Below are 25,774 nucleotides of genomic sequence, written 5' to 3' on the forward strand. Positions count from 1 at the left end.
TGCGTTGGGGCTCAGGCTGAGAAGCTGGAACCGCAGCCGCAGGTGCTGGTGGCGTTGGGGTTTTTGATAACGAACTGGGCGCCTTCAAGGTCGTCCTTGTAATCGATTTCGGCACCGACCAGGTACTGGTAACTCATGGCGTCGATCAGCAGGGACACACCATTTTTGGTCATGGTCGTGTCGTCTTCGTTGGTGATCTCGTCAAAGGTAAACCCGTACTGGAAACCGGAGCAGCCGCCACCCTGCACGAACACGCGCAGCTTCAGGTCCGGATTGCCTTCTTCGGCGATCAGGTCAGCCACTTTGGCCGCAGCACTGTCGGTAAAGACAAAAGGTGCGGGCATTTCGGTCTGGATGTTTTCGGCAACTGCGCTCATGGGGAACTCCGTTTATTCAAGCTTGACCGGTAAATAGTACAGCAAATCGATCAACCATATCGCCCACATGTTTTCAATGGGCCCGGCATTGCCAGTACTCACTCTCCAGCTTTGGCCTTACAGCACTCAGATATTGTTGGCAGCCAGCTTTAAAACCGGCTTTTCTTCCATTTCCTGGCTGGTCGGCCGCAGCTGCCCAAAGATGACCGCACCCTGGTGCATTTCAAGGGCCTTGTAGGACACATCACCTTCAATTTTGGCTTTGGGCTGCAACTCCAGCAACTCGGAGGCATGGACCGGGCCCATCACACGGCCATTGATGATGACGTGGTCGGCATGAATGCGGCCGGTCACGCTGGCGGATTCGCTGATGACCAGAATGCTGGAAATGCCCTCGCCGGCACAAATATCGCCAATCACCTCGCCGTCAATACGCAGGCCGTCCGTGAACTTGAGGTTGCCCTCAATGCAGGTGCCCTGGGCAATCAGGCTTTTGATGGGAGGCTGCTTTTTCTTGCCGAACATATGTCAATCCTGTCCTAAAAAAGATCGCGGATTCAAAGACCGCAGGTTCACTTTAGCTTGAAGGTCTGGACGGAGCGGATGGCCGCGCCTTCCAGGACTTTAGCTGTAACAGTTTGTACCACGGCTTGGGGAGGCAGGTCGAGAATGCCTTCAATCCGCCGGTATTGCTTGAGCTGCAAGCTTTGTGCCCCACCCGGCAAATTGGCCGTCCAGGGCTTGCCCGCCAGGGTTCCGTTCACCGTCATGTCCAGCTTGCCGTTGAAGTCGGGTGCGCCCTTGACCGGCTGGATCACCAGCACCTGCCACTTGAGCTGCGTATTGGACAGCAGCTCGGCCTGCAGGCTGCGTATGGACACACCGTCCGCGCCGCCGGCCGGCAGGAGTTTTTCAAAAAATCCGAGATCGTCGCGCAGCAGCAGGTTGTCGGATTCCAGCTGGCGGATCTGGGCGGCCATCTTTTCCTGGGCGGCTTTTTCAGCCGTGAGCAGGCTGCCCGAGGTGTTGGCAATCGATTGCGCCCTTTCGCGGTCCGCGCGCAAAACGCTGACTTCCGCGCGCAGCAGCTGCAGCTCCTGCTTGGCATTGGTGTCCAGGCCGGCAATGCCCTTGCCGAACTCGAAGGCCCACAAGGCAATGGCCGCTGAAAAGCCCAGCATGACGGCACCCAGTATCCAGCGCACGGGCCAGGGCAAGGCGCTGCGTACGGACATGCGGGGGGAGCTGATGGTCAGGCGACGGCGAAAGAGGCGGAATTTCAAAAGAGGTTCTGCGGTTTTTCAACGAAGGAAAAGCATTGTGCACGCAAAACAGGCGCGCCCCGGACGCATTGGGTAAAGCACGGTAACCGCGCGGCAAGGCGGGCCCCGCTTTGCAGGCACCATGAAAAAAGCCGCCTGGCGTGAACCGCGGCGGCTTTTTTCGGCAGCAAAAACGAATTAACGCTTGCTGAACTGCTTGCGACGGCGAGCTGAACGGAAGCCGACTTTTTTACGTTCGACTTCACGTGCATCACGCGTTACAAAACCAGCCTGGCTCAGTGCCGGCTTGAGTGTGGTGTCATAGTCGATCAGCGCACGGGTAATGCCGTGGCGGATCGCGCCGGCCTGGCCGGACTCGCCGCCGCCGTGGACGTTGACCATGATGTCAAACGTCTCGACGTGGTTCGTCAGAAACAGGGGCTGACGCACGATCATGATCGAGGTCTGGCGACCGAAGAACGCTTGAATGTCCTTGTCGTTGACCGTGATCTTGCCGGTGCCTTTTTTGATAAACACGCGGGCGACGCTGGATTTGCGACGGCCGGTGCCATTGTTCCATTCACCAATCATCAATAGCTCCTTAGATGTCCAGCACTTTAGGCTGTTGGGCGGTATGCGGATGCTCTGCACCACCGTACACCTTGAGTTTCTTGATCATGGCGTAGCCGAGCGGGCCTTTTGGCAGCATGCCCTTGACGGCTTTTTCCAAAGCGCGGCCAGGGTGCTTGGCTTGCATGTCACGGAAATTGGTGGCAGTGATGCCGCCTGGATAACCGGAATGGCGATAGTAGATCTTGTCCAGCGCCTTGGCGCCGGTAACGCGCAGCTGGGCTGCATTGATGATGACGATGAAGTCACCGGTATCGACGTGAGGCGTGTAAATGGCCTTGTGTTTGCCGCGCAAACGGAGAGCAACTTCGCTGGCTACTCGTCCGAGGACCTTGTCGGTCGCGTCAATCACAAACCACTCGTGCGTCACGTCAGCGGGTTTTGCGCTGAAGGTTTTCATGAGTTTCTCTTTTTCAAAAGGGTTTGTCGGGTTCTTTTCTACGGTCGGCGTTCTTCTGATGAGAACCTCTTAGGTAGTAAATCTGGCAGTGAATGACTCCATTGCCGTACTCCGCCGCGGAACCACATAGGCGCTGCGAAGCCCTCGATTATATGAAAAATCAAGGGCTTGCGTCAATTTTCCTGTTTTGGGCCTGACAGCAAGACCCCCGCCGGCTGCCAGGGGTAGTGGCAAACAGTTACCATGAGCCCATGTTTTCTTATCGCCACGCCTTTCACGCCGGCAACCACGCCGATGTGCTCAAGCACACCACGCTGATCGCGTTGATGAAGTATTTGACCCAAAAAGACACGGCACTGACCGTGATCGACACCCACGCTGGCGCCGGCCTGTACCGCCTGGACGGCGACTACACAGAAACCAGCGGGGAAGCCAAAGACGGTGTTTTCAGGCTGTTTTTGGAGCCCAAAGTGCCTGCGGCCGCCGTCAAACGTGCGCAACCAGCTACAAAAACAGTAGCACCCACGGATACCCTCGCGCCGGCATTGCAGGACTATGTCGATGTGTTGCGCGCCCTGAACCCGCAATTTGCAGAAACCGGCAACCCGGCGCACCTGAAGATCTACCCCGGTTCGCCCTTTATCGAGCAGCAGTTTTTGAGCGGCCGCGACAAGCTCAAGCTGTTTGAATTGCACCCGACGGACTACAAGTCGCTGACGGGCAACATCGAGCAGCTCGGCGTGGGCCGCCAGGTGTCGGTCGCCCGCGAAGACGGTTTTGAAGCCCTCAAGACCTTTTTGCCGCCGCCCGCCCGCCGCGCCATGGTGCTATGCGACCCGAGCTACGAAATGAAGTCGGACTACGCCCGTGTCACGGCCTGCATGGCGGATGCCATCAAGCGGTTTGCCACCGGGACTTATGTGGTCTGGTACCCCGTCATCCCGCGGCCCGAAGCCCACGACCTGCCCCGCAAACTCAAAACCCTGGCCGTCAAGGCCGGCAGGAGCTGGCTGAATGCGGTTTTAACGGTCAAATCAAGCAAGTTGACGACAGATACCGAGGGTGAAGTGGTTCGCCCGGGCCTGCCTGCCAGCGGCATGTTTGTCATCAACCCGCCGCACACGCTGAAAGCAGGGTTGCAAGCCGCCCTGCCGCAAATGGTGGCCCTGCTGGGCCAGGACCGCAACGCGGGCTTCACGCTGGACCACGGCGGCTGAGCGACTGGCCACGACGCGGGCGCTTTTACCGGGCAGGCTTGCATGAGCACCATACTCATTGTTGAAGACGATGACGCGATCCGCAGCAACATCGTCCGCCTGCTCAAGCTCGAGGGCTTTGACACCATCTCGGCCCCCGACGGCACCGCCGGCCTGGAGCGGGCCCAGGCCTTCAAGCCGGACCTGATCATCTCCGACGTGAGCATGCCCGGCATGAACGGGTTTGAGCTGCTGGCCGCCATACGCGCCGACAAGGCGCTGGCCACCACACCACTCATGCTGCTGACCGCCCTGGACGACCGCGAGAACATGCGCCGCGGCATGACGACCGGCGCCGATGATTACCTCTCCAAACCTTTCACGCGCAACGAACTGCTCGATGCCGTCAACGCCCAGATGCGCAAGCGTGGCCTGGTCGAGCAAGCCATACAGACCGAGCTGGCAGCCGGCGAGGAACGCCTGCGCGCAGCTTTTTCCCACAGCATGGACGGCGGCATGCCGCAGACCTTCATGGTCGATGTGCCGGAAGGCGCCACGACCGAACAGCTGGCCGATGCGACCGTGCTGTTTTCGGATATCCGAAACTTCACGTCTCTGGCGGAAAAACTCGGCTCGGTTGAAGTCGCAGAACTGCTCACCGAATACTTTGAGCGAGCCTGCCAGCCCCTGCTGAAAAACGGCGGCCTCCACGTCAAATTCATTGGCGACGGGCTGATGGCCGTGTTCACCGACACCAGCCAGGGCTCGCCGCTGCCGGCCGCGCGACGCGCCGTGTCTGCCGCGCTGGCCATGGCGCTCGCCGCGCATGAATTCCGCGCCTGGCTGGAGCAGCGCTACCCCGGGCGCGGCCTGCCGCCTTTTGCCATAGGCGTGGGCCTGCACTGCGGCGAAGTCACCCTGTGCCAATTGGGCACCGTGCAAAGCAGGGAAACTGCGCCCATAGGCGACACCGTCAATACCGCGGCACGCCTTGAAACCGCCAGCAAGGAGCTGGGCTGGACCGTGGTCGCCAGCACCGCCGTGCTGCTCAAGGCGGGCGACGGCATCCTGACCGGTTCCAGCACATCACTGGCAGTGCGCGGCAAGGACCTGGTGGTGGATGTGCTGGAGGTCACCGGCCTCGTCACGACCGTGGCCGACAGGGTGCATGGCATGGCCACCCTGAGCGAGCGGGCACAGGAAATCAGCGAGGCCGTCAAGGCCAATTCGGCCATCACGGCACGCGCAGTCAAAAGTGCGCTGGACTCCAAGCTGGCGGCCCTCAAGGCGCAGGGCTTTGACCCGGCCACCGCCACGGTGCGCCTGAAGGGCTACCGCATCACCGAAAAAATCGGCTCCGGCGGCATGACCGAGGTCTACCTGGCCGAACGTGAAAAGGACGGCCTGCCCATCGTGCTCAAGATACTGGACTCGCGCGGCAAGGACGCCTCGCAGCACCTGGTCCGCTTCATCCAGGAGTACGCGCTGCTCTCAGGGATCCAGCACCCGCATGTCATCCGCATCTATGACCAGGGCTTTACCGACGAACACGCCTATATCGCCATGGAGTACTTCGAGCGCGGCGACCTGCGCAGGCTGTTCGGGCCCGAGATGACGGAGCAGCGGGCGCTCACGGTCATCCGCGAGATTGCCCAGGCGCTGCAGGCGATCCATGCCAGCGGCATCGTGCACCGCGACATCAAACCCGAAAACATCATGCTGCGCGTGGACGGCAGCGTGGCGCTGGCGGACTTCGGCATCGCCAAGTCCATGCGCGAGGCCGAGAGCCTGGGCCTGACGCAGACGCGGCATGGCGACGTGGTGGGAACGCCCTATTACCTCAGCCCCGAGCAGGCCGGCGGCAGGCTCACCACCACCCAGTCAGACCTCTACAGCCTGGGGGTGATGATGTTTGAAATGCTGGCGGGCAAACGGCCTTTTATTGCCGAGTCGCTGGAGCTGCTGCTGGCCAAGCACCTGCATGCCGACACACCGGCGCTGCCTGCAGCGCACGCGCACCTGCAGGCCATCGTCAACAAACTGATGCACAAGGACCTGGCTGTGCGCTACGCGTCAGCGGCCGACCTGCTGGAAGACCTCGCGCTGGCCGGCTGAAAGACAGGAAACAGAAAAAGAGAAAAATAAAGCCCGTGACGGGCAACCGGCAGCAAGCGCTCAGTTGGTCCGGGAGTTCCACACATGGAGCTCGAAGAATGCATCGCCGGGGGGAATCTTCATCTGGCTGAAAACCAGCCGGGTCGCTTTTTCAGCCGCTTTTTCCCAGAGGGTGACGGCCTGGACCTCTTCCGGTGTGGTGGTGCTCCACGGGTTTTCCACGCGCAGCGAACGCACGGCCACGCATTCGCAGTAGGCGCCCCGCACTTTGGAGGCACTGCCGAAAACACGTTCCAGCAGTTCCAGGAATTTCTCCTCAGCGGCCTTTCGCTCTTCGTCTGTCAAACCAGGTGCTGCCTGCAGGGATGCGTCGTATTTACTCTGCCGTCTCATGTTAGCTACTGGATGGTGGATGCCCCAATTTTACAGTAACGAACCCGAAACTGGCTACCCGGCTAAACACCCTAGCGCCCGGGCGGAAGTTCAGGGATGAGTCGGGCCAGGAGCCTGTTTAATACTTGAGGGCTGTGCTCTTGCCCCAGAACACCCGGTAGGCAAAGATGGTGTAGCCGATGATCACCGGCAACACCACCAGCGCCCCGACCAGGATGACACCCATGGACTCGGGCGCTGAGGCCGACTGCCAGATCGTCAACTTGTCTATCACCAGCCACGGGAAGATGCTGTAGGCCAGGCCGTAAAACGCCAGCAAAAACACACCCACGGTTGAACCGAACGGCACCCAGACGCCGTACTCGTTGCCCTGCGCCAGCCGCACCGGCAAACGGTGCAGGCTGCGGTAGATGATCCAGAAGAGCACCGCGGTGGCCGCCGGGATAGGCAGCAACAGCACGATGTTCGGGAAGGAGAACCACTTGCCAAAAATGCTGGGGCTGACCAGCGGCGTGGCAATCGAAATCGCGGCGATGCCGGCCATGGTGAACCACAGGCTGCCGCGCGCCCAGCGCACTGCCCGCAATTGAAGCTCGCCTTCGGTTTTCATGATCAGCCAGCCCGCGCCCAGCAGGCAATAAGCCGCCACCAGCGCCGCGCCTATCACGGCATTGAACACGATGTTCCAGGCGCCGGAGGCAAAACCGGTGATCAGCGCGCCCAGCATATAGCCCTGCGACCAGCCGGCCAGCAGCGAGCCGCTGTAGAACAGCCGGTTCCACAAGGGCTTGTGCGCCGCATGCGCCTTCACCCGGAAGTCAAAGGCCACACCGCGCAGCATCAGGCCTATCAGCATCAGGGCCACCGGCACATACAGCGCGCCCAGGATGATGCCGTAACCCTTGTGAAACACCGTGAGCAAAACACCCACACCCAGCACCAGCCAGGTTTCATTGGCATCCCAGAACGGGCCAATGCTGGCCACCATGGTGTCCTTGTCGTCGTCGCTGGCGCGGCGCATCAGCACACCCACGCCCAGGTCGTAGCCGTCCAGGATCACATAGGCCAGCATCGCCAGGCCCATGACCACGAGAAAGACAATCGGCATCCAGCCAGCGGCCTGCGTCAGATCGGGGGCAAGGTCAAGCATGGGAGGCTCCTTTCTTTTCAGGGTAGTTCACGACATTGAGCTGGTCTTCCAGCCGCTCTCCCCGGGGTTTTCCGTCCTGCGGTTTGGGGCGCGCCAGGTAAAACACCACGGTGATGTAGGCCACCAGCAGCGACAGGTACAGCGCCAGGTACAGGACAAGCGAGAACGCAATCGTCGGCGCCGGCACCCTGGAGGCCGCATCGGCCGCCGTCAGCACACCGCTTACCAGCCAGGGCTGGCGCCCTATCTCGGTCACATACCAGCCGGCGATCAGCGCCACCCAGCCGGCAAACGTCATGGCCACCAGCACCCGGGCATGCCAAACCGTCAGGTCGCGGGTCTGGCCTTTTTTCCAGGGCGCCAGTTGAAAGCTTGTGGCCCAGCTCACGGCCAGCATCAGCAGGCCGACACCGACCATGATGCGAAAGGCCCAGAACACCGGCGCCACCGGCGGGTGTTCGCCTTCAAACTGGTCCAGGCCCTTGACCTCGCCGTCCCAGCTGTGGGTGAGGTACAGCGAGGCGAGTTTCGGGATGGCGATTTCATAACGGTTGGTTTTGGCTTTTTCGTCCGGCCAGGCAATCAGCACGGCGGGCACGCCTTTTTCGGTCTTCCAGATGCCCTCCATCGCGGCCAGCTTGGCCGGCTGGTGTTCCAGGGTGTTCAGGCCATGCAGGTCGCCCGCCACAATCTGCAGGGGAATCAGCACCGCGGCCAGGTAGACACCGGTTTTCAGGCTGGCCATCACATCGGCACCGCGGTCCTGGCGCAACCAGCGGTAGGCCGATATACCAGCCACCAGGAAAGCCACCGTCAGCCCCGAGGCCAGCAGCATGTGCACCAGGCGGTAGGGAAACGAGGGGTTGAAGATCACCTCGAACCAGCTCGTTACATGGGCCTGGCCGTTGATCATCTCAAAGCCGGCCGGCGTCTGCATCCAGGAGTTGAGCGCCAGAATCCAGAATGCCGAGAGTGTCGTGCCGCCGGCCACCAGCCAGGTTGCCACCGTGTGTGTGGTTTCACTGACACGCGACCGCCCGAACAGCATCACGCCCAGCATGGTCGCTTCCAGGAAAAATGCCGTGAGCACCTCATAGGCCAGCAGAGGCCCGGCGATGTTGCCCACGGTTTCCATAAAGCCCGGCCAGTTGGTGCCGAACTGGAAACTCATGGTGATGCCGCTGACCACGCCCAGCGCAAAGGTCAGCGCAAAAATCTTCACCCAGAACTGGTAGGCATCCATCCAGTGCTGTTGCCCGGTCTTGACAAAACGCAGCTTGAAAAACAGCAACACCCAACCCAGCGAGATGCTGATGGTCGGAAACAGGATGTGAAAAGTGATGTTGGCCGCAAATTGAATACGCGCCAACAGGAATCCATCAAGGCCTTCCATGGTCAGTTCCCCTCTTTATCGTTCGTGTTATCGAAGATTCGGCCAGCAGGTTTGTGATCGGCAACACCCGATGGTTGAGCCGCCATGGTGTCTTGTGTCGGCCTGCCTGTCAAACCGGCAACGACCCTGCCCGTCAGCTTGTCCTTGACCTCCAGCAGCTTGGCCACCTTGGCGCCCATCTTCATCAGGCTGACCAGGGTGGCCGAATCCATCTTCTGCACATCGGCCAGCCAGCCCGTCATGAGCTCTATCAAATCGTGCATTTGTTTCATGCGCGCCTGGGCGTGGATGTCATCCTCGTGCGCCGGCTGCTCCATCAGCGCATCGCGCAGCATCGACAGAGTCGGGTCGATCTCGCGCTTGCGCCGCTCCTCGGCCAGCGTGCGAAAGATGGCCCAGACGTCTTCAGGCGCCTGGAAATACTCGCGCCTGTCATTGGGCAAATGCTGCAGCCGAACCAGGTTCCAGGATTGCAGTTCTTTCAGCCCCATGCTCACGTTGGAGCGCGAAAACCCCAGTGCCTCGCCAATATCGTCGGCATTCAGGGCGCGCGGCGAAACATACAAGAGCGCGTAAATCTGGCCAACGGTGCGGTTAATGCCCCATCGACTGCCCATTTCTCCGAAATGGAGGACAAAACGCTGGGTCAGGGGGGCTAGGTTCATGGCAGCTCGTGTTTACTGAATTTTCAGGAGTTACTGAAAGTATAGTAATCAAAAGATGATTGCGCCAGCTATGAATGCTTGTCGCACCATGGCGTGAGGCTATTGCGGTCTCAGTCCAAAAACGGGGAAAGCACCTACCCGGCAGAGAAGGTCCATCGCGGGAGCAGCACCTAAACTCGAGGGCTGTGCGAAGTTTGCCGGTAAATTATTTAGCTGGAGGCAGAAGTGAAATCAGAAAATTCTTTGAGGAACAATAACTTAGCTGATTTACTCAGCGCCAGCTTATACCGCAGCGGCATTTCTATGCCGCAGCGGCTGCGGTCTACATTACGTCATACGTCACCAATACTTTCATGACTCGCACTGTCTTTGTCTCATCCACATTCGTTGACCTGCAGACTCACCGGAAGGCGATTTGGGACATGCTCGCAAAATTCGACGTTACCGTCCGCGGCATGGAGCAGTTCGGCGCTAGGACGGAAACGCCACTACAAACATGTCTGATCGAAGTCGACCAATCGGACATATACGTCGGTGTCATGTCCTTTCGGTTGGGCTCAATTGAACCAACCTCGGGTAAGTCTTACACACAGCTTGAGTACGAGCGCGCCATTGCCTTGTCCAAGAAGGTATTCATTTACCTCGTCGATGAGGAGAACGCTCTCGTGCCGGTCAGATTTATTGATCGAGGGGAGTCCCAGGAAAAGTTGGACTCTTTCAAGAGCATCCTTCGGGAACGGCACACCATTGAAACCTACACCAATGAGGCGGATCTTGTTGCCAAGGTGAAGCGCGACCTGGAGCGGCACATTTCACCGCGCGGGGGAATTGAGTCAAATCCAGATGAGTTTTCGTTCTCAGCCGCTCGACTCAAGACTTTCATGTTGCTCCCTAAGGCTGTGGCCGGAACAGAGATACGTCTCCGTTTGCATGTAGAAGGGCGCCCGTACCCAGCGTCACGTGTAGTTTGCCAAGCATTCAACCTGGAGTTCGGCGGGACGGTAGGCTTACCCATATCCGTACTGGAACCCAAAGGGATTGAATCCAGCGACCTTCCTGACCTTTACATCAGTGCCAAGCACGCCACTGAACTTCTGCCGATTGCTAAGGGTGATGTCCTCGATGGATATATGAAGATGCATTTCTCCAGCAAGAAAATCGACAGCGTGCGGGCTCGTTTTCGTCCTCATACGGACTATCCGAATATTTCTGCGGCGGCGAGTGTTCTGGGGGAGGCCGTGCACTACGAAGCGGACTCTCGTCTTGCGCTTGAGCTTTCCAAAACGCTAGAGTTCAAGTCGGGAAGCGCGAGTGCCGTATAACCGGTCGTTCGAACTGACGTCCTTCGACAAGCCTGAGTCCTCGGCTCAACTTCAACGTTAGACCGCACGCAAACGCGATGACCTACTACTGCACTTTATTCCTGCGCTCGGATAAGAGGGACGTGCTGTCGGCAATATTGCCTCCTGCTGCCATTGAGGCGCTTGACCAGGAAGACAACCAGTCACCGGTAAACCTGGCACGAGCGCAACGCATGCGTATCGCAGGCTTCGTCACAAGAAGCGACCTGCCCAGATACGCGTGGTACGTGGATTCGCGGGAAGGGGTAAGCGCCGACGAGAGCGATCCACTCGTTCACGTGTCCTGGCTGTTTTCGCAACTCAAGCCTGGCGTTCTGCTAGCCGACGCGAAGAATCAAGGCCTTGATTCTTCATTGGCTTTCTACTGGGGAGGCCAGGGAACAGGAGGTGGCCCCTTCATTTCATCCGCACTGGCGGAGCTCCTCGCACACCACAAAGTCGGCCTTGATGTGGGGTTCTACTATGAAGAGTCGGCAAGTGCGATCTAGAAGATAAAACGCTCAAGCCGTAGGCCTAGGCGCACCAATCAACTCAGCCAGTTGGTCGGTAGCCTTGCCCCAGCCTTCATGAAAACCCATCTTTTCATGCGCCTCGCGGTCGGCCACCGTCCAATGCAGCACGCGGGCGGTGTAGCGGGTTTTGCCGCCTTCGTCCTCGAAGGTCAGCACGCCCGTCATGAAGGGTTTTTCTGACGGCTTCCAGGCTTCGGTGAATGCGTCGGTAAACACCAGGCGTTTGTTGGGCACCACTTCAAGATACACACCGCGATTCGGGAACTCGGTGCCGTCGGGGCCGCGCATCACGACCAGGCTGGCGCCGCCGGGGCGCACATCGACCTCGGCGCGCACGGTCTGCCAGGGCTTGGGAGTGAACCACTGCACCAGCAGCTCGGGCGTGGTCCAGGCCTTGAAGACTTTTTCGCGCGGGGCGTCTATCAGGCGGGTGAGTACAAGCTCGCGGTCGGAAGCCGGCGCGGCGGGGCTTGGGGTCGTCATGGCGTTCTCCTTCGGGTTGGTAGTATTTAACTGACTCGGCGGCCATGCCCACTTGCAGGCCGCTTATCTGTACGACGAAGCAGGCGCGGCGTTCTCGACACGCTGGCGTTCAATCTGCAGAAAGTACCTGATTTTTATGCATTCCGGCCTGAAAGGCAGACGCATAAACGCTATTTATTTAATAGCTGGTTGCGCGCATAGCTATTGGGCTTCAGGCATTTTTGGCACTCAAAAACGCATCAAAACCACTCCAAAACGGCTTGAAACGGCAAAAACTGCCCCTGGAGCCCTGGATTTAGCCGTTTTATGAACGTTTTAGGCCCATGGCCGCCGCGCTGCTTGCGTGACCAGCTATCAATTAAGTAGCAAAACCTTACCGGGCTTTGGTTTTTGGCTTGGGCGAAGGCCTGGCCCGCCGGGCTTTTTTGACCGGCGGCGACGGCAGGGACTCCACCACCTCGGGTGTGGACTCAGGCACCAGCAGCACGACTTCCTTGAAACCCAGGCCCAGCATGCCCAGCTCTTCAGCAGCGGCGCGGCTCACGTCAATCACGCGGTTGCGGCTGAAGGGGCCGCGGTCGGTGATGCGTACGTCCACGTCGCGGCCGTTGACCAGGCTGTGCACCCGCACCATGGTGCCAAAGGGCAAGGTGCGGTGCGCGGCCGTGAAGGCGTGCATGTCGTAACGCTCGCCGCTGGCGGTGCGCTTGCCATGAAAGCCCGGGCCGTACCAGGAGGCGCCGCCGCGCTCGAACTCGCGCGCGGGTTCGCCCGCCAGCAGTGCCGGCCGCGGAAAATCGTCTGGCGAATCGGCCTCGGGCATGCTCGCCGCTTCGGCAGCCCCGGTGGAGGCGGCAGATTTGGCAACCGGTTTGGCCGGCGCTTTGGCAGGGGCGCGGCTTGCCGCAGGGCCTGTTGCCGGTGTTTCAGGCGATGGCGGCGCGGTGGTACAAGCGGCCAGCCAGGCCAGCAGGGCGAGGCCGAGTACGAGGCTGGAGGCCCGCCGGATGACACCTTGTTTCATCATCATGCCGGCCCCTGTCTGGTTCAGGCCAGCTGCAGTCGCTGGATGATCTCGGAGGTCGCCGCCGCCTGGTTCATGGTGTAGAAATGAATTCCCGGCACACCGGCCGTGCGCAGTTGCTCGCACAGGTCGGTGATCACATCCAGTCCAAAACTCTTGATGGACGCGGTGTCGTCGCCGTAGCCTTGCAGGCGCAAGCGGATCCAGCGCGGAATCTCGGCACCGCAGGCATCGCTGAAACGCATCAGCTGCGTCGAGCTGGTAATCGGCATGATGCCGGGCACCACCGGCACATCGGCGCCCAGCTTGGCCGAGTCGTCCACAAACCGGAAGTAGGCGTCGGCATTGAAGAAATACTGGGTGATGGCCGAATTGGCACCGGCCTTGACCTTGGTCACATAGGCCTGCAGGTCGGCGTCGGCGGATTTGGCCTGTGGGTGGATTTCCGGGTAGGCAGCGACTTCTATGTGGAAGGCGTTACCGGTCTCGGCCCGGATAAAGGCCACCAGGTCGCTGGCGTAATGAAACTCGCCGCCCGCGCCGTAGCCGCTGGGCAAATCGCCGCGCAAGGCCACCAGGCGCTTGACGCCCATGGCGCGCAGGGTTGCGAGCTGCTGGCGCACGGTGTCCTTGGTGGCGCCCACGCAGGAGAAATGGCTGGCGGCGTCAACGCCCTCTTGCAGGATTTCGCCGACGGTGCCAAAGGTGCCTTCTTGCGTGGAGCCGCCTGCGCCAAAGGTGACGGAGCAGAACTCGGGCTTGAAGGCGTACAGCGCCTGGCGCGTCACGCGCAGTTTGGCCGCGCCTTCAGGCGTCTTGGGCGGGAAAAATTCAAAGCTGATGGGCATACTCATCTGGCATCCACTTTTCGATAACAACTCTTGCAGGAATCCGTTCGCGTTGGGCTTGTCGAAACGCTGTCGAAGCCTTCGACGGGCTCAGGCAGAACGGTCTGTTTTTTTCAATCTTCGTCCGGGTTGTGGCGGCGCTTGGCCCTGGCCGGCCCATGCTGGCCGGCGTGCGCCTCTTCCGAATCCTCGTGCGCCGCATGCCTGGCGCGCAACTCGCTGCGCGGCGTGCGTTTGACAAGGTTGCGCGATGGCGCTGCGACCAGCGGCTGGTCTTCAGCGGCGACGTTGTGCTGCTTTTTGCCGTGTATGAAAAACTCGCGGTTGCCGTCGCCGCCTTCAATGGCGGATTCCATCCAGCCCAGCACGTCAACACCGACCTGGGCGCAGGTGTCGCGCAAACGTTTTTCGACAAACTCAAAATGCACAGGGTCGCGCACAATGCCGCCCTTGCCTATCTGGCCGGGCTGCAGTTCGAACTGCGGCTTGACCAGCATCAGCAGATGGCCGTCGGCCTTCAGCAGGCGCGCAACGGCAGGCAAGACCAGCGTCAATGAGATAAAGGACAGGTCGCCGGTGAGGAAGTCAAAAAGCGGGTTGAAGGCTTCTTCATCGCTTTCCGGCGCTTCATCGTCAAAGTCTTCATCACCCTCTTCACCGCCATTTTTCAGGTGCAGTGCACGGCGATAGTGTTCGGCCAGATCGTCTGCAGTCAGCGAGCGCGCATTCACGCCCTCTATGCAGACCACACGCGCGTCGTCGCGCATGGTGGCATGCAGCTGTCCATGGCCTACATCGACACCGACGACCTGCGCCGCGCCGTGCTGCAGCAGGCAATCCGTGAATCCACCGGTGGACTGGCCTATGTCGAGGCAGCGCAGGCCGCTCACGTCCAGCTTTGTAGCCTTGAGTGCGCCTTCGAGCTTGAGCCCGCCGCGCGAGATGTATTTGGCCTCGGTGTTGTCGAGCACTTCCATCTCGGCCGCGTCCGGGATCTCGTCGCCGTTTTTGGCAACACGCTTCCATGCCGGCAGCACATCGGTATCGACAAGCACGCGCCATTGCACCCCCGAAGCAATCAGGCGCTGGGCCTGGGAGCGGGTGGTGGCAAAGCCGTGTTCGACGAGGAAGAGGTCAGCGCGCATGGATAGGTTTTCTGCCTTTTATGGCGTTGAGGGCGTAGCGAGCGGCCCGAAATCCGCAAGGCGGAAATCGGCCCGCGCAGTAGCCATTAATAGCGGTAGGTGTTGGCTTTGTAAGGGCCGGACTTCGACACGCCGATGTAAGCAGCCTGCTCATCGCTGAGTTCAGACAGCATGGCGCCGACTTTCTTGAGGTGCAGGCGCGCGACTTTTTCGTCCAGGTGCTTGGGCAACACATAAACCTTGCCCACTTCGTAGTCAGCCTGTTTGGTGAACAGTTCGATCTGCGCAATGGTCTGATTCGCAAAGCTGGAGGACATGACAAAGCTGGGGTGGCCCGTGCCGCAACCCAGGTTCACGAGGCGGCCCTTGGCCAGCAGGATGATGCGTTTGCCGTCCGGGAAGATCACGTGGTCGACTTGCGGCTTGATCTCTTCCCAGGTGCATTTTTCCAGCGAAGCGACGTCGATTTCGTTGTCGAAATGGCCGATGTTGCAAACGATGGCCTGGTCTTTCATCTTGGCCATGTGCTCATAGGTGATGACGTTTTTGTTGCCGGTGGCGGAGACAAAAATATCGCACTTGTCGGCTGCGTATTCCATGGTCACGACCTTGTAACCTTCCATCGCGGCCTGCAGGGCGTTGATCGGGTCGATCTCGGTCACCCAGACCTGGGCCGACAGCGCACGCAGGGCCTGGGCCGAGCCCTTGCCCACGTCGCCGTAACCGGCCACACAGGCGACCTTGCCGGCCACCATCACGTCGGTGGCGCGCTTGATCGCGTCAACCAGGGATTCGCGGCAGCCGTAGAGGTTGTCGAACTTGGATTTGGTCACCGAGTCGTTCACGTTGATGGCGCGCAGGGCCAAGGTGCCCTTGGCCGACATTTCGTTCAGGCGCAGCACGCCGGTGGTGGTTTCTTCAGTCACGCCGATGATGTTTTTCAGGCGGCGGCTGTACCAGGTCGGGTCTTGCGCAAGCTTGGCCTTGATCGAGTTGAACAGGCAGATTTCTTCTTCGCTGGTGGGCTTGGAGATCAGGCTGGCGTCTTTTTCGGCCTTGGTGCCCAGGTGCATCAGCAACGTTGCATCGCCGCCGTCGTCCAGGATCATGTTCGGGCCTTCTTCGGGCGTGCCTTTGGCGCCGTTGAATTCGAAAATGCGATGGGTGTAGTCCCAGTAGTCGGCCAGGGTTTCACCCTTGATGGCAAACACGGGCGTGCCGGCAGCGGCAATCGCGGCAGCAGCGTGGTCTTGCGTAGAGAAAATGTTGCACGAAGCCCAGCGCACGTCGGCGCCGAGTGCCTGCAGGGTTTCGATCAGCACGCCGGTCTGGATCGTCATGTGCAGCGAGCCGGTGATGCGTGCGCCCTTCAAAAGCTGGGCTTTCGCGAATTCTTCGCGGATGGCCATCAGGCCGGGCATCTCGGTCTGGGCGATGTTCAGTTCCTTGCGGCCCCAGGCGGCGAGGGAAATGTCGGCAATGGTGTAGTCGGTGGAAGGCTTCAATACGGCGCTCATACGGTTCTCCAAAATCAAACGTCAATTGGGCAAAATCGCCACAGGCATGGGCGTTCAAGGGACGGGGGAACTCGGTCATTCACCCGGCTTGAGAGCACATGCGGGTGAGCGTGGTTGCAATGAAGTCCTGAGCCTGGTCCACTGGGTGTGGGTTGCAACGCTCCTCAGGAAGCCTGCCATTGTACCGAAGCGCGCCGGCGCCCGAAAATGGCATGCGAAAATTTCACCATGCAAGAACTGAACAACTGGCCCGTCGCAGCACGGCGCCTGGTGACCGGCGTCTTCACCGACATCGACGACACGCTGACAACAGACGGCGCCATCACGCCCGATGCACTGCAGGCGCTGGCCGACCTGAAAGCGGCCGGCCTGCATGTCATTCCCATCACCGGCCGGCCGGTGGGCTGGAGCGAGCCTTTTGCGCTCAGCTGGCCGGTGGACGCCATCGTTGCAGAAAACGGCGCAGTTGCGCTACTTTCAAGCCAAAAAGGCCCGCAGCCCTTGCAGGACAGGCGCAACCAGCTATCAAAACTGTATCAACAGGACGAGTCCATGCGGCGGGCCAACTACGCCCGCATGCAGCAGGTGGCGCGCCGTGTGATGCAGGAAGTGCCCGGCGCCGTCCTCTCACAAGACAGCCCCGGGCGCGAAACCGACATCGCCATAGACCACAGCGAGTTTGTGCATCTGCCGCCCGCCGCCATCGCCCACGCCGTGCAGATCATGCAGAACGAAGGCATGAATGCCACCGTCAGTTCCATCCACATCAATGGCTGGTTTGGCGCGCACAACAAACTCGAAGGCGCACGCTGGATAGTCCGCGAGTTGCTGGGCCGCGAGCTGGATGCCGAGATGGAACGCTGGGTTTATGTTGGCGACTCAACCAACGACCAGCTGATGTTTGAGGCCTTCCCGCACTCAGTGGGCGTGGCCAATATCCGGCGTTTTGAGGCACAGCTGGCGCACAAGCCGCGCTACATCACGCAGGGCGAGCGCGGCGCGGGTTTTGCCGAGGTGGCGCGCGCCATTTTGTCGGCACGCTCCACGTAAAAACCGCGCAGGCGGTTTTGACTCAGCTGCCTTTGGCCAGGCCCAGCTTGTCGATCAACACCTTTTCGCGGCCAATGGTGTCCTGCGCAAATTTTGTGTAGTCAGCCGAGCTCAGGTAGTTGGGCAGCATGTCGTAGCGGGCCAGCGCGGCCACATAACTGGGTTCTTCCATCGCCTTTTTGAACGCATCATGCAGCCGCCTGACCACTTCGGGCGGCGTGCCCTTGGGTGCGCCTATGCCGAAAGGCGAGTTCTGCACTATGTCGTAACCCAGTTCCTTGAGCGTAGGCGCGCCGGGGAATTTGTCCAGCCGCTTTTCGCCCCAGGTGTTGAGCACGCGCAGCTTGCCCGCCTCGACCTGCGTTGCAAAACCGGTGCTGTCGGCCGCCGCCATCACCTGCCCGCCAACCACCGCCAGCATCAGGTCGGCGCTGCCTTTGTAGGGCACATGCTGCAGCTCGATGCCGGCCTTCTGTGCGACCAGCTCGGTCGTCAGGTGCGGGCTGGTAAGCGTGCCCGTGGAGCCGTAAGTCAGCTTGCCGGGGTTGGCCTTGGCGTAGGCAACAAAGTCGGCCCAGTTCTTCAGTGGGCTGTCGGCCGGCACAACAATGCCAAAGGCGTAGCCCGTGACATTGATGACGTAAGTGATGTCCTTGATCGGGTCCCAGTTGATTTTGGTGGTGTAACCCAGCCGGAACACACCCAGCGGAATCTGCGCCACCGTATAGCCGTCAGCCACGGCGCTTTGCAGTTGCTGCGCCGGCAGGGTGCCACCGGCGCCGGGCTTGTTCTCGACAATCACCGGCTGGCCGAGGATTTTGGAAGCATTGTCCGCCAGCGAACGCATGGTGATGTCCGTCGGCCCGCCGGCCGGAAAGGCAATCACCAGCTTGATGGGTTTGGCCGGAAAGCTGCCTTGCGCCCAGGCCTGCTGGCCCAGTGCAGGAACGGCGAGTGCGGCGGCGGTTTGCAAGAGGTGGCGACGTTGCATGAAAAACTCCCGGTGGGTGATGTAGCGCCAGATCATGCGTCACATCACCCCGGGCCGCATCAGGGGAACACCTGAAGGCCTGCCGGCCCGCACCAGGCCGGTTTTAAAGGTGTTTTATGCCTCTGGCCGGCTGGATATGCGCGCAACCAGCTATCCATTTGATAGCAAAATACACACTTACACCCGTGCCAGCACACCCCGCAAGGCATTGCCGGTGTGCGTCCCCAGCTTCACCACCGTTTCGGGTGGCGCGGAGGCGACCACCGTGCCACCGGCATTGCCGCCATCGGGGCCCAGGTCAATCACCCAGTCGGCCTCGGCAATCACGTCCAGGTCGTGCTCGATCACCACCACGCTGTGGCCGCCATTGACCAGGCGGTGCAACACGTGGATCAACTTTTCGACGTCGGCCATGTGCAGGCCCACCGTGGGCTCGTCCAGCACATACAAGGTATGCGGCGCCTTCTGGCCACGGCGTGTGATGTCGTCACGCACCTTGGACAGTTCGGTCACCAGCTTGATGCGCTGCGCCTCGCCGCCCGACAAAGTCGGCGACGGCTGGCCCAGCGTAAGGTAGCCCAGGCCCACGTCTTTCAGCAACTGCAGCGGATGGCTGATGTTGGGCATGGAGGCAAAAAAGTCCACCGCCTCGTCAACCTCCATCTTCAGCACGTCACCAATGCTTTTGCCGCGCCAGGTCACAGCCAGTGTCTCGGGGTTGAAGCGCGCGCCGTGACAGGTTTCGCACAGCACCTTCACGTCAGGCAAGAAGCTCATGCCAATCGTGCGTACGCCGGCGCCTTCACAGGTCGGGCAACGGCCTTCGCCGGTGTTGAAGCTGAAGCGCCCCGCCGCATAACCGCGTGCCCGGGCCTCCAGCGTGTCGGCAAACAGCTTGCGAATCGTGTCCCAGAAACCGATGTAGGTGGCCGGGCAGGAGCGCGGTGTTTTGCCTATCGGGGTCTGGTCCACTTCCAGCACACGGTCAACCACGCGGTAGCCTTCAATGCGCTCGCAGCCCGTCCATGCCGGGTGTTTGCCGGCATCGTCAGAATCGCGGCCGGCTTTGGTCGAGCGCTGCATGACGGCGGCATGCACATTGGTCAGCAACACATCGCGCGCGAGCGTGGACTTGCCCGAACCCGACACGCCGGTGACGGCCACCAGGCGGTACAGCGGCACATCAATGGAGACGTCCTTGAGGTTGTGCAGGTCTGCGTTGACGACCTTGAGCCACGAGGTGAAAGGCGTGGCGGCAGCGGGCGCTGCATTGTGCAAGGCACTCGCACTGGCTGCCGCAGCCTTTAGCGCGGCGGCCTTGAGCAGTGCCTGCTTTTGTTTGCTCAGGGGCTTGGCGGCAGGACCGGAACCGGCGCCCGGCGCCACTGCTGCATCCGGGTCCAGCCCCAGCTGCGTTTCACGGCGTATCTGCAAGGGGTGAATCAGCGGATTCGCCAGGTAACGGCCCGTCAGCGAATCCGGCACTGCCGACAGCTGCGCCGCCGTGCCCTGCGCCACCAGCCGCCCACCGCGTTTGCCTGCGCCCGGACCGATGTCGATGATGTTGTCGGCGCGGCGAATGGTGTCTTCATCATGCTCTACAACGACCAGCGTGTTGCCGCGTTCGCTGAGCTTGCCAAGCGCGCTGAGCAAAATCTGGTTGTCGCGCGGGTGCAGGCCAATCGTCGGCTCGTCCAGCACATAACAGACGCCCTGCAGGTTGGATCCCAGCTGCGCGGCCAGGCGAATGCGCTGCGCCTCGCCGCCCGAAAGCGTCGGTGCGCCGCGATCCAGCGTGAGGTAACCCAGGCCCACGTCTTCGAGGAACTCGAGGCGGCTTTTGATCTCGGGGACCAGGTCTCGCGCGATACCGGCTTCACGGCCCACCAGGTCGAGCTTTTCAACCCAGGCGCGCACGTCGGTCACCGACAGGCGTGCGATCTCGGAAATACCCACGCCGGCGAACTTGACCGCCCTCGCCAGCTTGTTCAGGCGCGTGCCTTCGCAGCCCGGGCAGACGGTGTCCACCACGTCTTCGGCTTCAGGCTCCGCAAAACTCTGCTCGCGGCCCTTGTTGTCGTCGTCACGCACAGAGTCGTCAAATACCTTGCGCTGCTCTTTGGTGAGCTTGACACCGGTGCCCACGCAATCGGGGCACCAGCCATGTTTGCTGTTGTAGCTGAACAGGCGCGGGTCAAGCTCGGGATATGAGGTTGAGCAGACCGGGCAGGCGCGTTTGGTGGAAGAGGCTTCGAGTTTGCCAATCGCCTTGGTAGATGTGCCCGCCAGCATGGCACCGCGCAGGCCGTCCAGCGGCGCCAGCACATGCACCACGCCCTTGCCATGTTGCAGCGCGGTGGCGAGCGCTGCACGCAGCACCGCTTCGTTCTCGGGCGTGACATGGATGTCGGCAACCGGCAACTCGACCGTGTGCTCCTTGAAACGGTCAATGCGCGGAAAGTTGGTGGTCGGCAAAAACTCGCCGTCAATACGCAGGTGCGTGTAGCCGCGCGGCCGCGCCCAGTCGGCCAGCTCGGTGTAGACACCCTTGCGGGCAATCACCAGCGGCGCCAGCAGGCCTATGTGTTTGCCGCGGTAGGCCTTGAGCAGTTGCGCTGCGATGCTCTCAGGGCTTTGCGGCATCACGGCCGCGCCATCCTTAGTGCAGTGCTGCACGCCGAGCTTGACGTAAAGCAGGCGCAGGAAATGCCAGACCTCTGTTGTGGTGCCGACGGTGGACTTGCGCCCGCCGCGCGACAGGCGCTGCTCGATCGCCACCGTGGGCGGAATGCCGTACACCGCATCGACCTCGGGCCGGCCCGCCGGTTGCACAATGCTGCGCGCATAGGCATTGAGCGATTCAAGGTAACGCCGCTGGCCTTCGTTGAACAAAATGTCAAAGGCCAGTGTGGACTTGCCCGAGCCAGACACGCCGGTCACCACATTGAACTTGCCGCGCGGAATGTCGACCGACAAACTCTTGAGGTTGTTTTCCTTGGCGTTGACGATCTGTATCAGGTTGCTGAAGGCCGGCCGGGTTTTCCAGGCCTTGGGACGGGCCTCTTCGACACCATGCACCTTGCCCATGGCGGCTTCGTATTCGCGCAGCGCCAGCGCGGTGTGCGAGGTCGGGTGCTCGCGCACCTGCTCCGGCGTGCCCTCGGCCACCAGCAAACCGCCGGCTTCACCACCATCGGGACCAAGGTCAATCAGCCAGTCGGCGGAACGGATCACATCCAGGTTGTGTTCGATGATGATCAACGAATGACCGGCATCGATCAGCTTGCGCAGTGCGCGCATGAGCTTGGCGATGTCGTCAAAATGCAGGCCGGTGGTCGGCTCGTCAAACAGGAACAAGGTACCGCGCCCCGGCATCCGGAGTGCCAGCGACTGTTTGCTGACGCTTTGTGTTTTGCTTGCATCGGCCAGGAAGCCCGCGAGCTTGAGCCGCTGCGCTTCACCGCCTGACAGCGTGGGCACGGGCTGGCCCAGCTTCACATATTCAAGGCCCACATCCACTATCGGCTGCAGGGCGCGCACCACCTCACGATCCTGCGCAAACAGTTGCACGGCCTCGCTCACGGTAAGGTCCAGCACATCCGCCACGCTGAGTACTCTGGGCAGGGCTTGCCCAATCGCCTTGCGTTCAATCGTGACTTCCAGTATCTCGGGCCGGTAACGTTTGCCGTCGCAATCCGGGCAACGCAGGTAAACGTCGCTCAGGAACTGCATCTCCACATGCTCAAAACCCGAGCCACCGCAGGTCGGGCAGCGCCCGTCGCCATTGTTGAAGCTGAATTTTGAGGCCGTGTAACTGCGCTGCCTTGCCAGCGGCGCCTGCGCAAACAGCTCACGCACGGCATCCCATGCGCCCACATAGCTTGCAGGATTGGAGCGCGCGGTTTTTCCAATCGGTGACTGGTCCACAAACACCACATCGGTCAGGTGGTCCGCACCCATCAGTCGGTCGTGCAGGCCCGGTGTTTCTGTCGCCTTGCCGAACTGGCGCAGCAATGCCGGTGCCAGGATGTCCTGCATCAGCGTGGATTTGCCGGAGCCGCTGACGCCGGTGACAACCACCAGCCGTTGCAGCGGAAAGTCCACCGTCAGGTTCTTCAGGTTGTGGTCGCGTGCACCTTCAAGAATCAGGCGCGGTGTGTTGTCGGTCACCGCACGCTTGATGCCCATGCCGACCTGCTTGCGCGAGCCCAGGTAGGCGCCGGTCAGCGTGTCGGCATGTTTGAGGTCTTCGGGTGTGCCGTCAAACACGATCTGGCCACCCTTCTCGCCGGGTCCAGGCCCCATGTCTATCATGCGGTCGGCGGCCAGCATGACGGCCGGATCGTGCTCCACCACCACCAGCGTGTTGCCCGCATCGCGCAAACGATGCATGGCCTGGGTGATGCGGTTCATGTCGCGTGGATGCAAGCCGATTGAAGGTTCGTCCAGCACAAACAGTGTGTTGACCAGCGAGGTGCCCAGCGCGGTCGTGAGGTTGATGCGCTGCACCTCGCCACCCGAGAGCGTGCGGCTTTGCCGGTCCAGCGTGAGATAGCCAATGCCGACATCACACAAATATTTGAGCCGCGTCTGGATTTCCTCAAACAGCGACTTCAGCGCTTTCTGCTCCGCGTCATCACCCACGGCCGAAATCGAAAGACTGCCGGCGAACTTTTGCAGGCGCTCAATCGGCAGGCGCATCAAATCATGCAGGCACAGGCCGGGCAAGGCCTCAAGCTGTGCGCGACTCCACTTCACGCCCACGGGCATAAAACGTTCCGTGGGCGGCAGCACGGCGTCGGCGGCCTCCCTGGTGCCCAGGCGCCAGAGCAGCGACTCCAGTTGCAGGCGTGCACCGCCGCAGGTCTCGCACGGCGTGTAGCTGCGGTACTTGGACAAGAGCACACGGATGTGCATCTTGTAGGCCTTGCTTTCGAGGTATTCAAAAAAGCGTTTAATGCCGAACCAGTGCTGGTTCCATTTGCCATTCCAGCTCGGTGAGCCGTTGATGACCCAGCCCTGCTGCTCCGGCGTGAGCTTGTACCAGGGCGTGTCGCGCGGGATGCCTGCCGCTTCGGCGTGGCGCATCAAATCGTCCTGCGCCTCTTTCCATGCAGGCGTCTGCATGACCTTGATGGCGCCTGCACGCAGGGTGAGCTTGTCGTTCGGAATGACCAGGCCGTAATCCACGCCTATCACCCGGCCAAAACCCCGGCAGGTGGCGCATGCGCCCATGGCGGAATTGAATGAGAACAGCGAAGGCGTCGGGTCGGTGTAACGTGTGTCGCTGTCAGGGCAATGCAGGCCGGTTGAATAGCGCCACATTTCCTCGGTATCTGTTCCGTCTACCCCAATTTTCTGTACATAGACATTGAGGCGGCCACCGCCACGTTTGAGTGCTGTCTCAATAGCTTCAATCGCGCGTGCTTTTTCTATGGACTGGATACGAAAACGATCCGCCACTACGTCGAGCAGTTTGTGCGGCCCGGCGGGTGTGGCGACCTCCCGCTGCACATGCACACGCGTGAAGCCACTGGCCGAAAGCCATTGTTCGAGCTGTTCCGCGCTGGTGTTACCGGGCAACTCGACCGGGAAGGTCATCACGACACGGTTGTCACCGGTCTTCGTGCGCTCCATGATTTCCGCATAGATGGACTCAGGGCTGTCATGGCGCACCGATTGCGCGGTCTGTTTGTCGAACAGCTGTGCAGAACGTGCATAGAGCAGTTTCAGGTGGTCATTGAGCTCCGTCATGGTGCCCACGGTCGAGCGTGAGCTGCGCACGGGATTGGTCTGGTCAATCGCAATCGCAGGCGGCACGCCTTCGACCTTGTCCACGGCGGGTTTGTCCATGCGGTCCAGGAACTGCCGGGCATAAGCAGAAAAAGTCTCCACATAGCGGCGCTGGCCCTCGGCAAACAGCGTGTCAAACACCAGCGAGGATTTGCCCGAGCCGCTGGGCCCGGTGACCACCGTCATTTCACCGGTGCGGATGTCCAGGTCAAGGTTTTTGAGGTTGTGCTGACGCGCGCCGCGAATGCGGATGGTGCCCTGGGACATGTATGGGTGCTTTCCTGAAGAAGTCAAACATTCTAGACAGGGCAGCGCCGAAAGCAGGGGGTGGACTTAAAGCCCTTTTTAATGCGGGTTTTGCACCGGCCTGCCAAAACGGGGGCGCGGATTTTTGAGTACATTGATCTGCAGATCCAGACTGACGGGGCCGCCACGGACCGTTCGCAATGCTTGCGGCCAGAAGCCGGAGCGGGCACCGGCCTAATAGCCGGGCATGCCTCAGTAATACAAGGCGTTTTCGAGTTCCAGGAACTTCTCGGGGCCCACGGCTTCCCGGATTTTCGGCGCGAGTTCCTTGAGCTTGTCGAGGTCTGTGGCGCCTTCAACTGCAAGGTTCAGCCTGAAACCGCGCAAGCCAAGACCAGCCGTCAAACGTATCGCGATCGGATAGGCTTTTGAATAATGTGCCTGGGCACTGAGCGTTGGCTGTCCATCAGGCGTCTGCGAAAGTGCGGCGGCAGCCGGTGGTGCAGTTGCAGCAGTGAATTTTTCGACTGACGGCGATGCCTGCTGCACAAGCAGGCCAAGGGACACCAGACGGTCCACATCATCCTGCGTCACACCCAGGCCCAGGGTGGCTTTCATGACCTCGGCCAGATTGCGCTTTCCATCGAACATGATGAAGGCAGAGCGCTGGCGCGGTGTCAGCGCCAGCGAACGGTCCTGTAACGCGGTTTGACCCAACTCTGTTTTTATATAAATCATTGGCTTGTCTCCAATTGATGCCGCTACCGGGGTCTGTAGCAAGCAGTGACTTGTAGTTGAGCAACGCTGTTATGTGTTTTTATGCCCGACTCAAATCAATTTAACCCATTTTCATGGGCTGCGCATCAGTGTTATGGAGGAGGTGGCAAGCCGGCTTCACGGTTTTCGCCAAAGGCGTGTCGCCCTGCCCGCAAGTGCCTGCGGGGAAGCGGTTCAGGCAATAAGCGCCAAACGCCCACCAGCCGGCGGCGACTGGGATAAAGGAGTGCCGGATTCCTGCAGACCATGCTTTTCACCCCCCATATCAATATCGCCGCCCTTGTTGAGCAAAAACAGGGCAAGCCCGGCAATCACGACAAAGCCGATCACTAGTTTCCACATATCAAAACTCCTAAAAAAAAGCCCCCGCCATATGACGGGGGCCTGCAAACTTTCACAAATCTGTTCAGGTCGGCATGGGCTTTGGCCCACGCCGCCTGACGGCT

24 protein-coding genes and 1 riboswitch are annotated in these 25,774 nt (G+C 60.6%); of the genes, 6 read left to right on the top strand and 18 right to left on the bottom strand.

All coding sequences use genetic code 11. From position 1 onward, the window contains the following. Positions 1-11: 11 nt before the first annotated feature. From erpA to rplM, 5 genes are all read right to left on the bottom strand, one after another. Positions 12-377 (bottom strand): iron-sulfur cluster insertion protein ErpA, encoded by a 366-nt coding sequence (gene erpA / locus ACFQND_RS00265; RefSeq protein WP_096698577.1) that lies wholly within the window; start codon positions 375-377, stop codon positions 12-14. Between the two features lie 126 nt (positions 378-503). Then, positions 504-902: a bactofilin family protein gene (locus tag ACFQND_RS00270; protein ID WP_371434734.1), complete on the bottom strand. Its 399-nt coding sequence runs from the start codon at positions 900-902 to the stop codon at positions 504-506. Between the two features lie 47 nt (positions 903-949). After that, a complete protein-coding gene (locus ACFQND_RS00275; protein WP_371434733.1) occupies positions 950-1,660 on the bottom strand; it encodes a DUF6776 family protein in 711 nt (236 codons plus the stop codon). Between the two features lie 177 nt (positions 1,661-1,837). Continuing rightward, positions 1,838-2,230, bottom strand: coding sequence for a 30S ribosomal protein S9 (gene rpsI / locus ACFQND_RS00280; RefSeq protein WP_371434732.1), 393 nt, complete (start codon positions 2,228-2,230; stop codon positions 1,838-1,840). 10 nt (positions 2,231-2,240) lie between these two features. After that, positions 2,241-2,669: a 50S ribosomal protein L13 gene (rplM, locus tag ACFQND_RS00285; RefSeq protein ID WP_371434731.1), complete on the bottom strand. Its 429-nt coding sequence runs from the start codon at positions 2,667-2,669 to the stop codon at positions 2,241-2,243. A gap of 251 nt (positions 2,670-2,920) precedes the next feature. On the opposite strand from rplM, the gene ACFQND_RS00290 reads away from it, so the two are divergent. Continuing rightward, positions 2,921-3,886 carry a 23S rRNA (adenine(2030)-N(6))-methyltransferase RlmJ gene (locus tag ACFQND_RS00290; protein ID WP_371434730.1) on the top strand — a complete coding sequence of 322 codons (966 nt, stop codon included), beginning with the start codon at positions 2,921-2,923 and terminating at the stop codon, positions 3,884-3,886. Positions 3,887-3,928: 42 nt separating this feature from the next. Beyond that, positions 3,929-5,980, top strand: coding sequence for a protein kinase domain-containing protein (locus tag ACFQND_RS00295; protein WP_371434729.1), 2,052 nt, complete (start codon positions 3,929-3,931; stop codon positions 5,978-5,980). A 60-nt stretch (positions 5,981-6,040) separates the two neighbouring features. Here ACFQND_RS00295 and ACFQND_RS00300 read toward each other — a convergent pair whose 3' ends face one another. The 4 genes from ACFQND_RS00300 to ACFQND_RS00315 form a co-directional block, all read right to left on the bottom strand. Further along, positions 6,041-6,373 (bottom strand): hypothetical protein, encoded by a 333-nt coding sequence (locus ACFQND_RS00300; protein WP_371434728.1) that lies wholly within the window; start codon positions 6,371-6,373, stop codon positions 6,041-6,043. 118 nt (positions 6,374-6,491) lie between these two features. Beyond that, positions 6,492-7,523 (bottom strand): cytochrome d ubiquinol oxidase subunit II, encoded by a 1,032-nt coding sequence (locus ACFQND_RS00305; protein WP_371434727.1) that lies wholly within the window; start codon positions 7,521-7,523, stop codon positions 6,492-6,494. Continuing rightward, a complete protein-coding gene (locus ACFQND_RS00310) occupies positions 7,516-8,916 on the bottom strand; it encodes a cytochrome ubiquinol oxidase subunit I (protein WP_371434726.1) in 1,401 nt (466 codons plus the stop codon). Before ACFQND_RS00310 ends, ACFQND_RS00305 begins: the two co-directional genes overlap by 8 nt. A gap of 2 nt (positions 8,917-8,918) precedes the next feature. Continuing rightward, positions 8,919-9,581 (bottom strand): GbsR/MarR family transcriptional regulator, encoded by a 663-nt coding sequence (locus ACFQND_RS00315; protein ID WP_371434725.1) that lies wholly within the window; start codon positions 9,579-9,581, stop codon positions 8,919-8,921. A gap of 353 nt (positions 9,582-9,934) precedes the next feature. Here ACFQND_RS00315 and ACFQND_RS00320 point away from each other — a divergent pair, with 353 nt between their 5' ends. After that, a complete protein-coding gene (locus tag ACFQND_RS00320; protein WP_371434724.1) occupies positions 9,935-10,903 on the top strand; it encodes a DUF4062 domain-containing protein in 969 nt (322 codons plus the stop codon). Between the two features lie 77 nt (positions 10,904-10,980). Beyond that, entirely contained in the window at positions 10,981-11,430 is a 450-nt protein-coding gene (locus ACFQND_RS00325) for a hypothetical protein (protein ID WP_371434723.1), read from the top strand. Between the two features lie 12 nt (positions 11,431-11,442). Here ACFQND_RS00325 and ACFQND_RS00330 read toward each other — a convergent pair whose 3' ends face one another. Next, positions 11,443-11,937 carry an SRPBCC family protein gene (locus tag ACFQND_RS00330; RefSeq protein ID WP_371434722.1) on the bottom strand — a complete coding sequence of 165 codons (495 nt, stop codon included), beginning with the start codon at positions 11,935-11,937 and terminating at the stop codon, positions 11,443-11,445. Between the two features lie 52 nt (positions 11,938-11,989). Between ACFQND_RS00330 and ACFQND_RS00335 the strand changes: the two genes are divergently transcribed. Next, positions 11,990-12,247: a hypothetical protein gene (locus ACFQND_RS00335; protein ID WP_371434721.1), complete on the top strand. Its 258-nt coding sequence runs from the start codon at positions 11,990-11,992 to the stop codon at positions 12,245-12,247. A 63-nt stretch (positions 12,248-12,310) separates the two neighbouring features. Here ACFQND_RS00335 and ACFQND_RS00340 read toward each other — a convergent pair whose 3' ends face one another. The 4 genes from ACFQND_RS00340 to ahcY form a co-directional block, all read right to left on the bottom strand. After that, positions 12,311-12,967: a septal ring lytic transglycosylase RlpA family protein gene (locus ACFQND_RS00340; protein WP_371434720.1), complete on the bottom strand. Its 657-nt coding sequence runs from the start codon at positions 12,965-12,967 to the stop codon at positions 12,311-12,313. A 17-nt stretch (positions 12,968-12,984) separates the two neighbouring features. Then, positions 12,985-13,815 (bottom strand): methylenetetrahydrofolate reductase [NAD(P)H], encoded by an 831-nt coding sequence (metF, locus tag ACFQND_RS00345; RefSeq protein WP_371434719.1) that lies wholly within the window; start codon positions 13,813-13,815, stop codon positions 12,985-12,987. 107 nt (positions 13,816-13,922) lie between these two features. Then, positions 13,923-14,954, bottom strand: coding sequence for a TlyA family RNA methyltransferase (locus ACFQND_RS00350; RefSeq protein WP_371434718.1), 1,032 nt, complete (start codon positions 14,952-14,954; stop codon positions 13,923-13,925). Positions 14,955-15,040: 86 nt separating this feature from the next. Next, positions 15,041-16,471: an adenosylhomocysteinase gene (gene ahcY, locus ACFQND_RS00355; RefSeq protein WP_371434717.1), complete on the bottom strand. Its 1,431-nt coding sequence runs from the start codon at positions 16,469-16,471 to the stop codon at positions 15,041-15,043. A gap of 99 nt (positions 16,472-16,570) precedes the next feature. Beyond that, a riboswitch (S-adenosyl-L-homocysteine riboswitch) is annotated at positions 16,571-16,643 on the bottom strand. A gap of 56 nt (positions 16,644-16,699) precedes the next feature. Here ahcY and ACFQND_RS00360 point away from each other — a divergent pair. Continuing rightward, entirely contained in the window at positions 16,700-17,521 is an 822-nt protein-coding gene (locus ACFQND_RS00360; protein ID WP_371434716.1) for an HAD-IIB family hydrolase, read from the top strand. Between the two features lie 22 nt (positions 17,522-17,543). Here the strand turns inward: ACFQND_RS00360 and ACFQND_RS00365 are convergent, their stop codons facing one another. The 4 genes from ACFQND_RS00365 to ACFQND_RS00380 form a co-directional block, all read right to left on the bottom strand. Next, positions 17,544-18,512: a Bug family tripartite tricarboxylate transporter substrate binding protein gene (locus ACFQND_RS00365; protein ID WP_371434715.1), complete on the bottom strand. Its 969-nt coding sequence runs from the start codon at positions 18,510-18,512 to the stop codon at positions 17,544-17,546. A gap of 177 nt (positions 18,513-18,689) precedes the next feature. Then, positions 18,690-24,572, bottom strand: coding sequence for an excinuclease ABC subunit UvrA (gene uvrA / locus ACFQND_RS00370; protein ID WP_371434714.1), 5,883 nt, complete (start codon positions 24,570-24,572; stop codon positions 18,690-18,692). A gap of 231 nt (positions 24,573-24,803) precedes the next feature. Continuing rightward, a complete protein-coding gene (locus ACFQND_RS00375; RefSeq protein WP_371434713.1) occupies positions 24,804-25,289 on the bottom strand; it encodes a hypothetical protein in 486 nt (161 codons plus the stop codon). 213 nt (positions 25,290-25,502) lie between these two features. Continuing rightward, entirely contained in the window at positions 25,503-25,670 is a 168-nt protein-coding gene (locus ACFQND_RS00380) for a hypothetical protein (RefSeq protein ID WP_371434712.1), read from the bottom strand. Between the last annotated feature and the right edge of the window lie 104 nt (positions 25,671-25,774).

Source organism: Polaromonas aquatica, from assembly GCF_042659145.1.
In the GTDB taxonomy this organism is placed as follows: domain Bacteria; phylum Pseudomonadota; class Gammaproteobacteria; order Burkholderiales; family Burkholderiaceae_C; genus Polaromonas; species Polaromonas aquatica.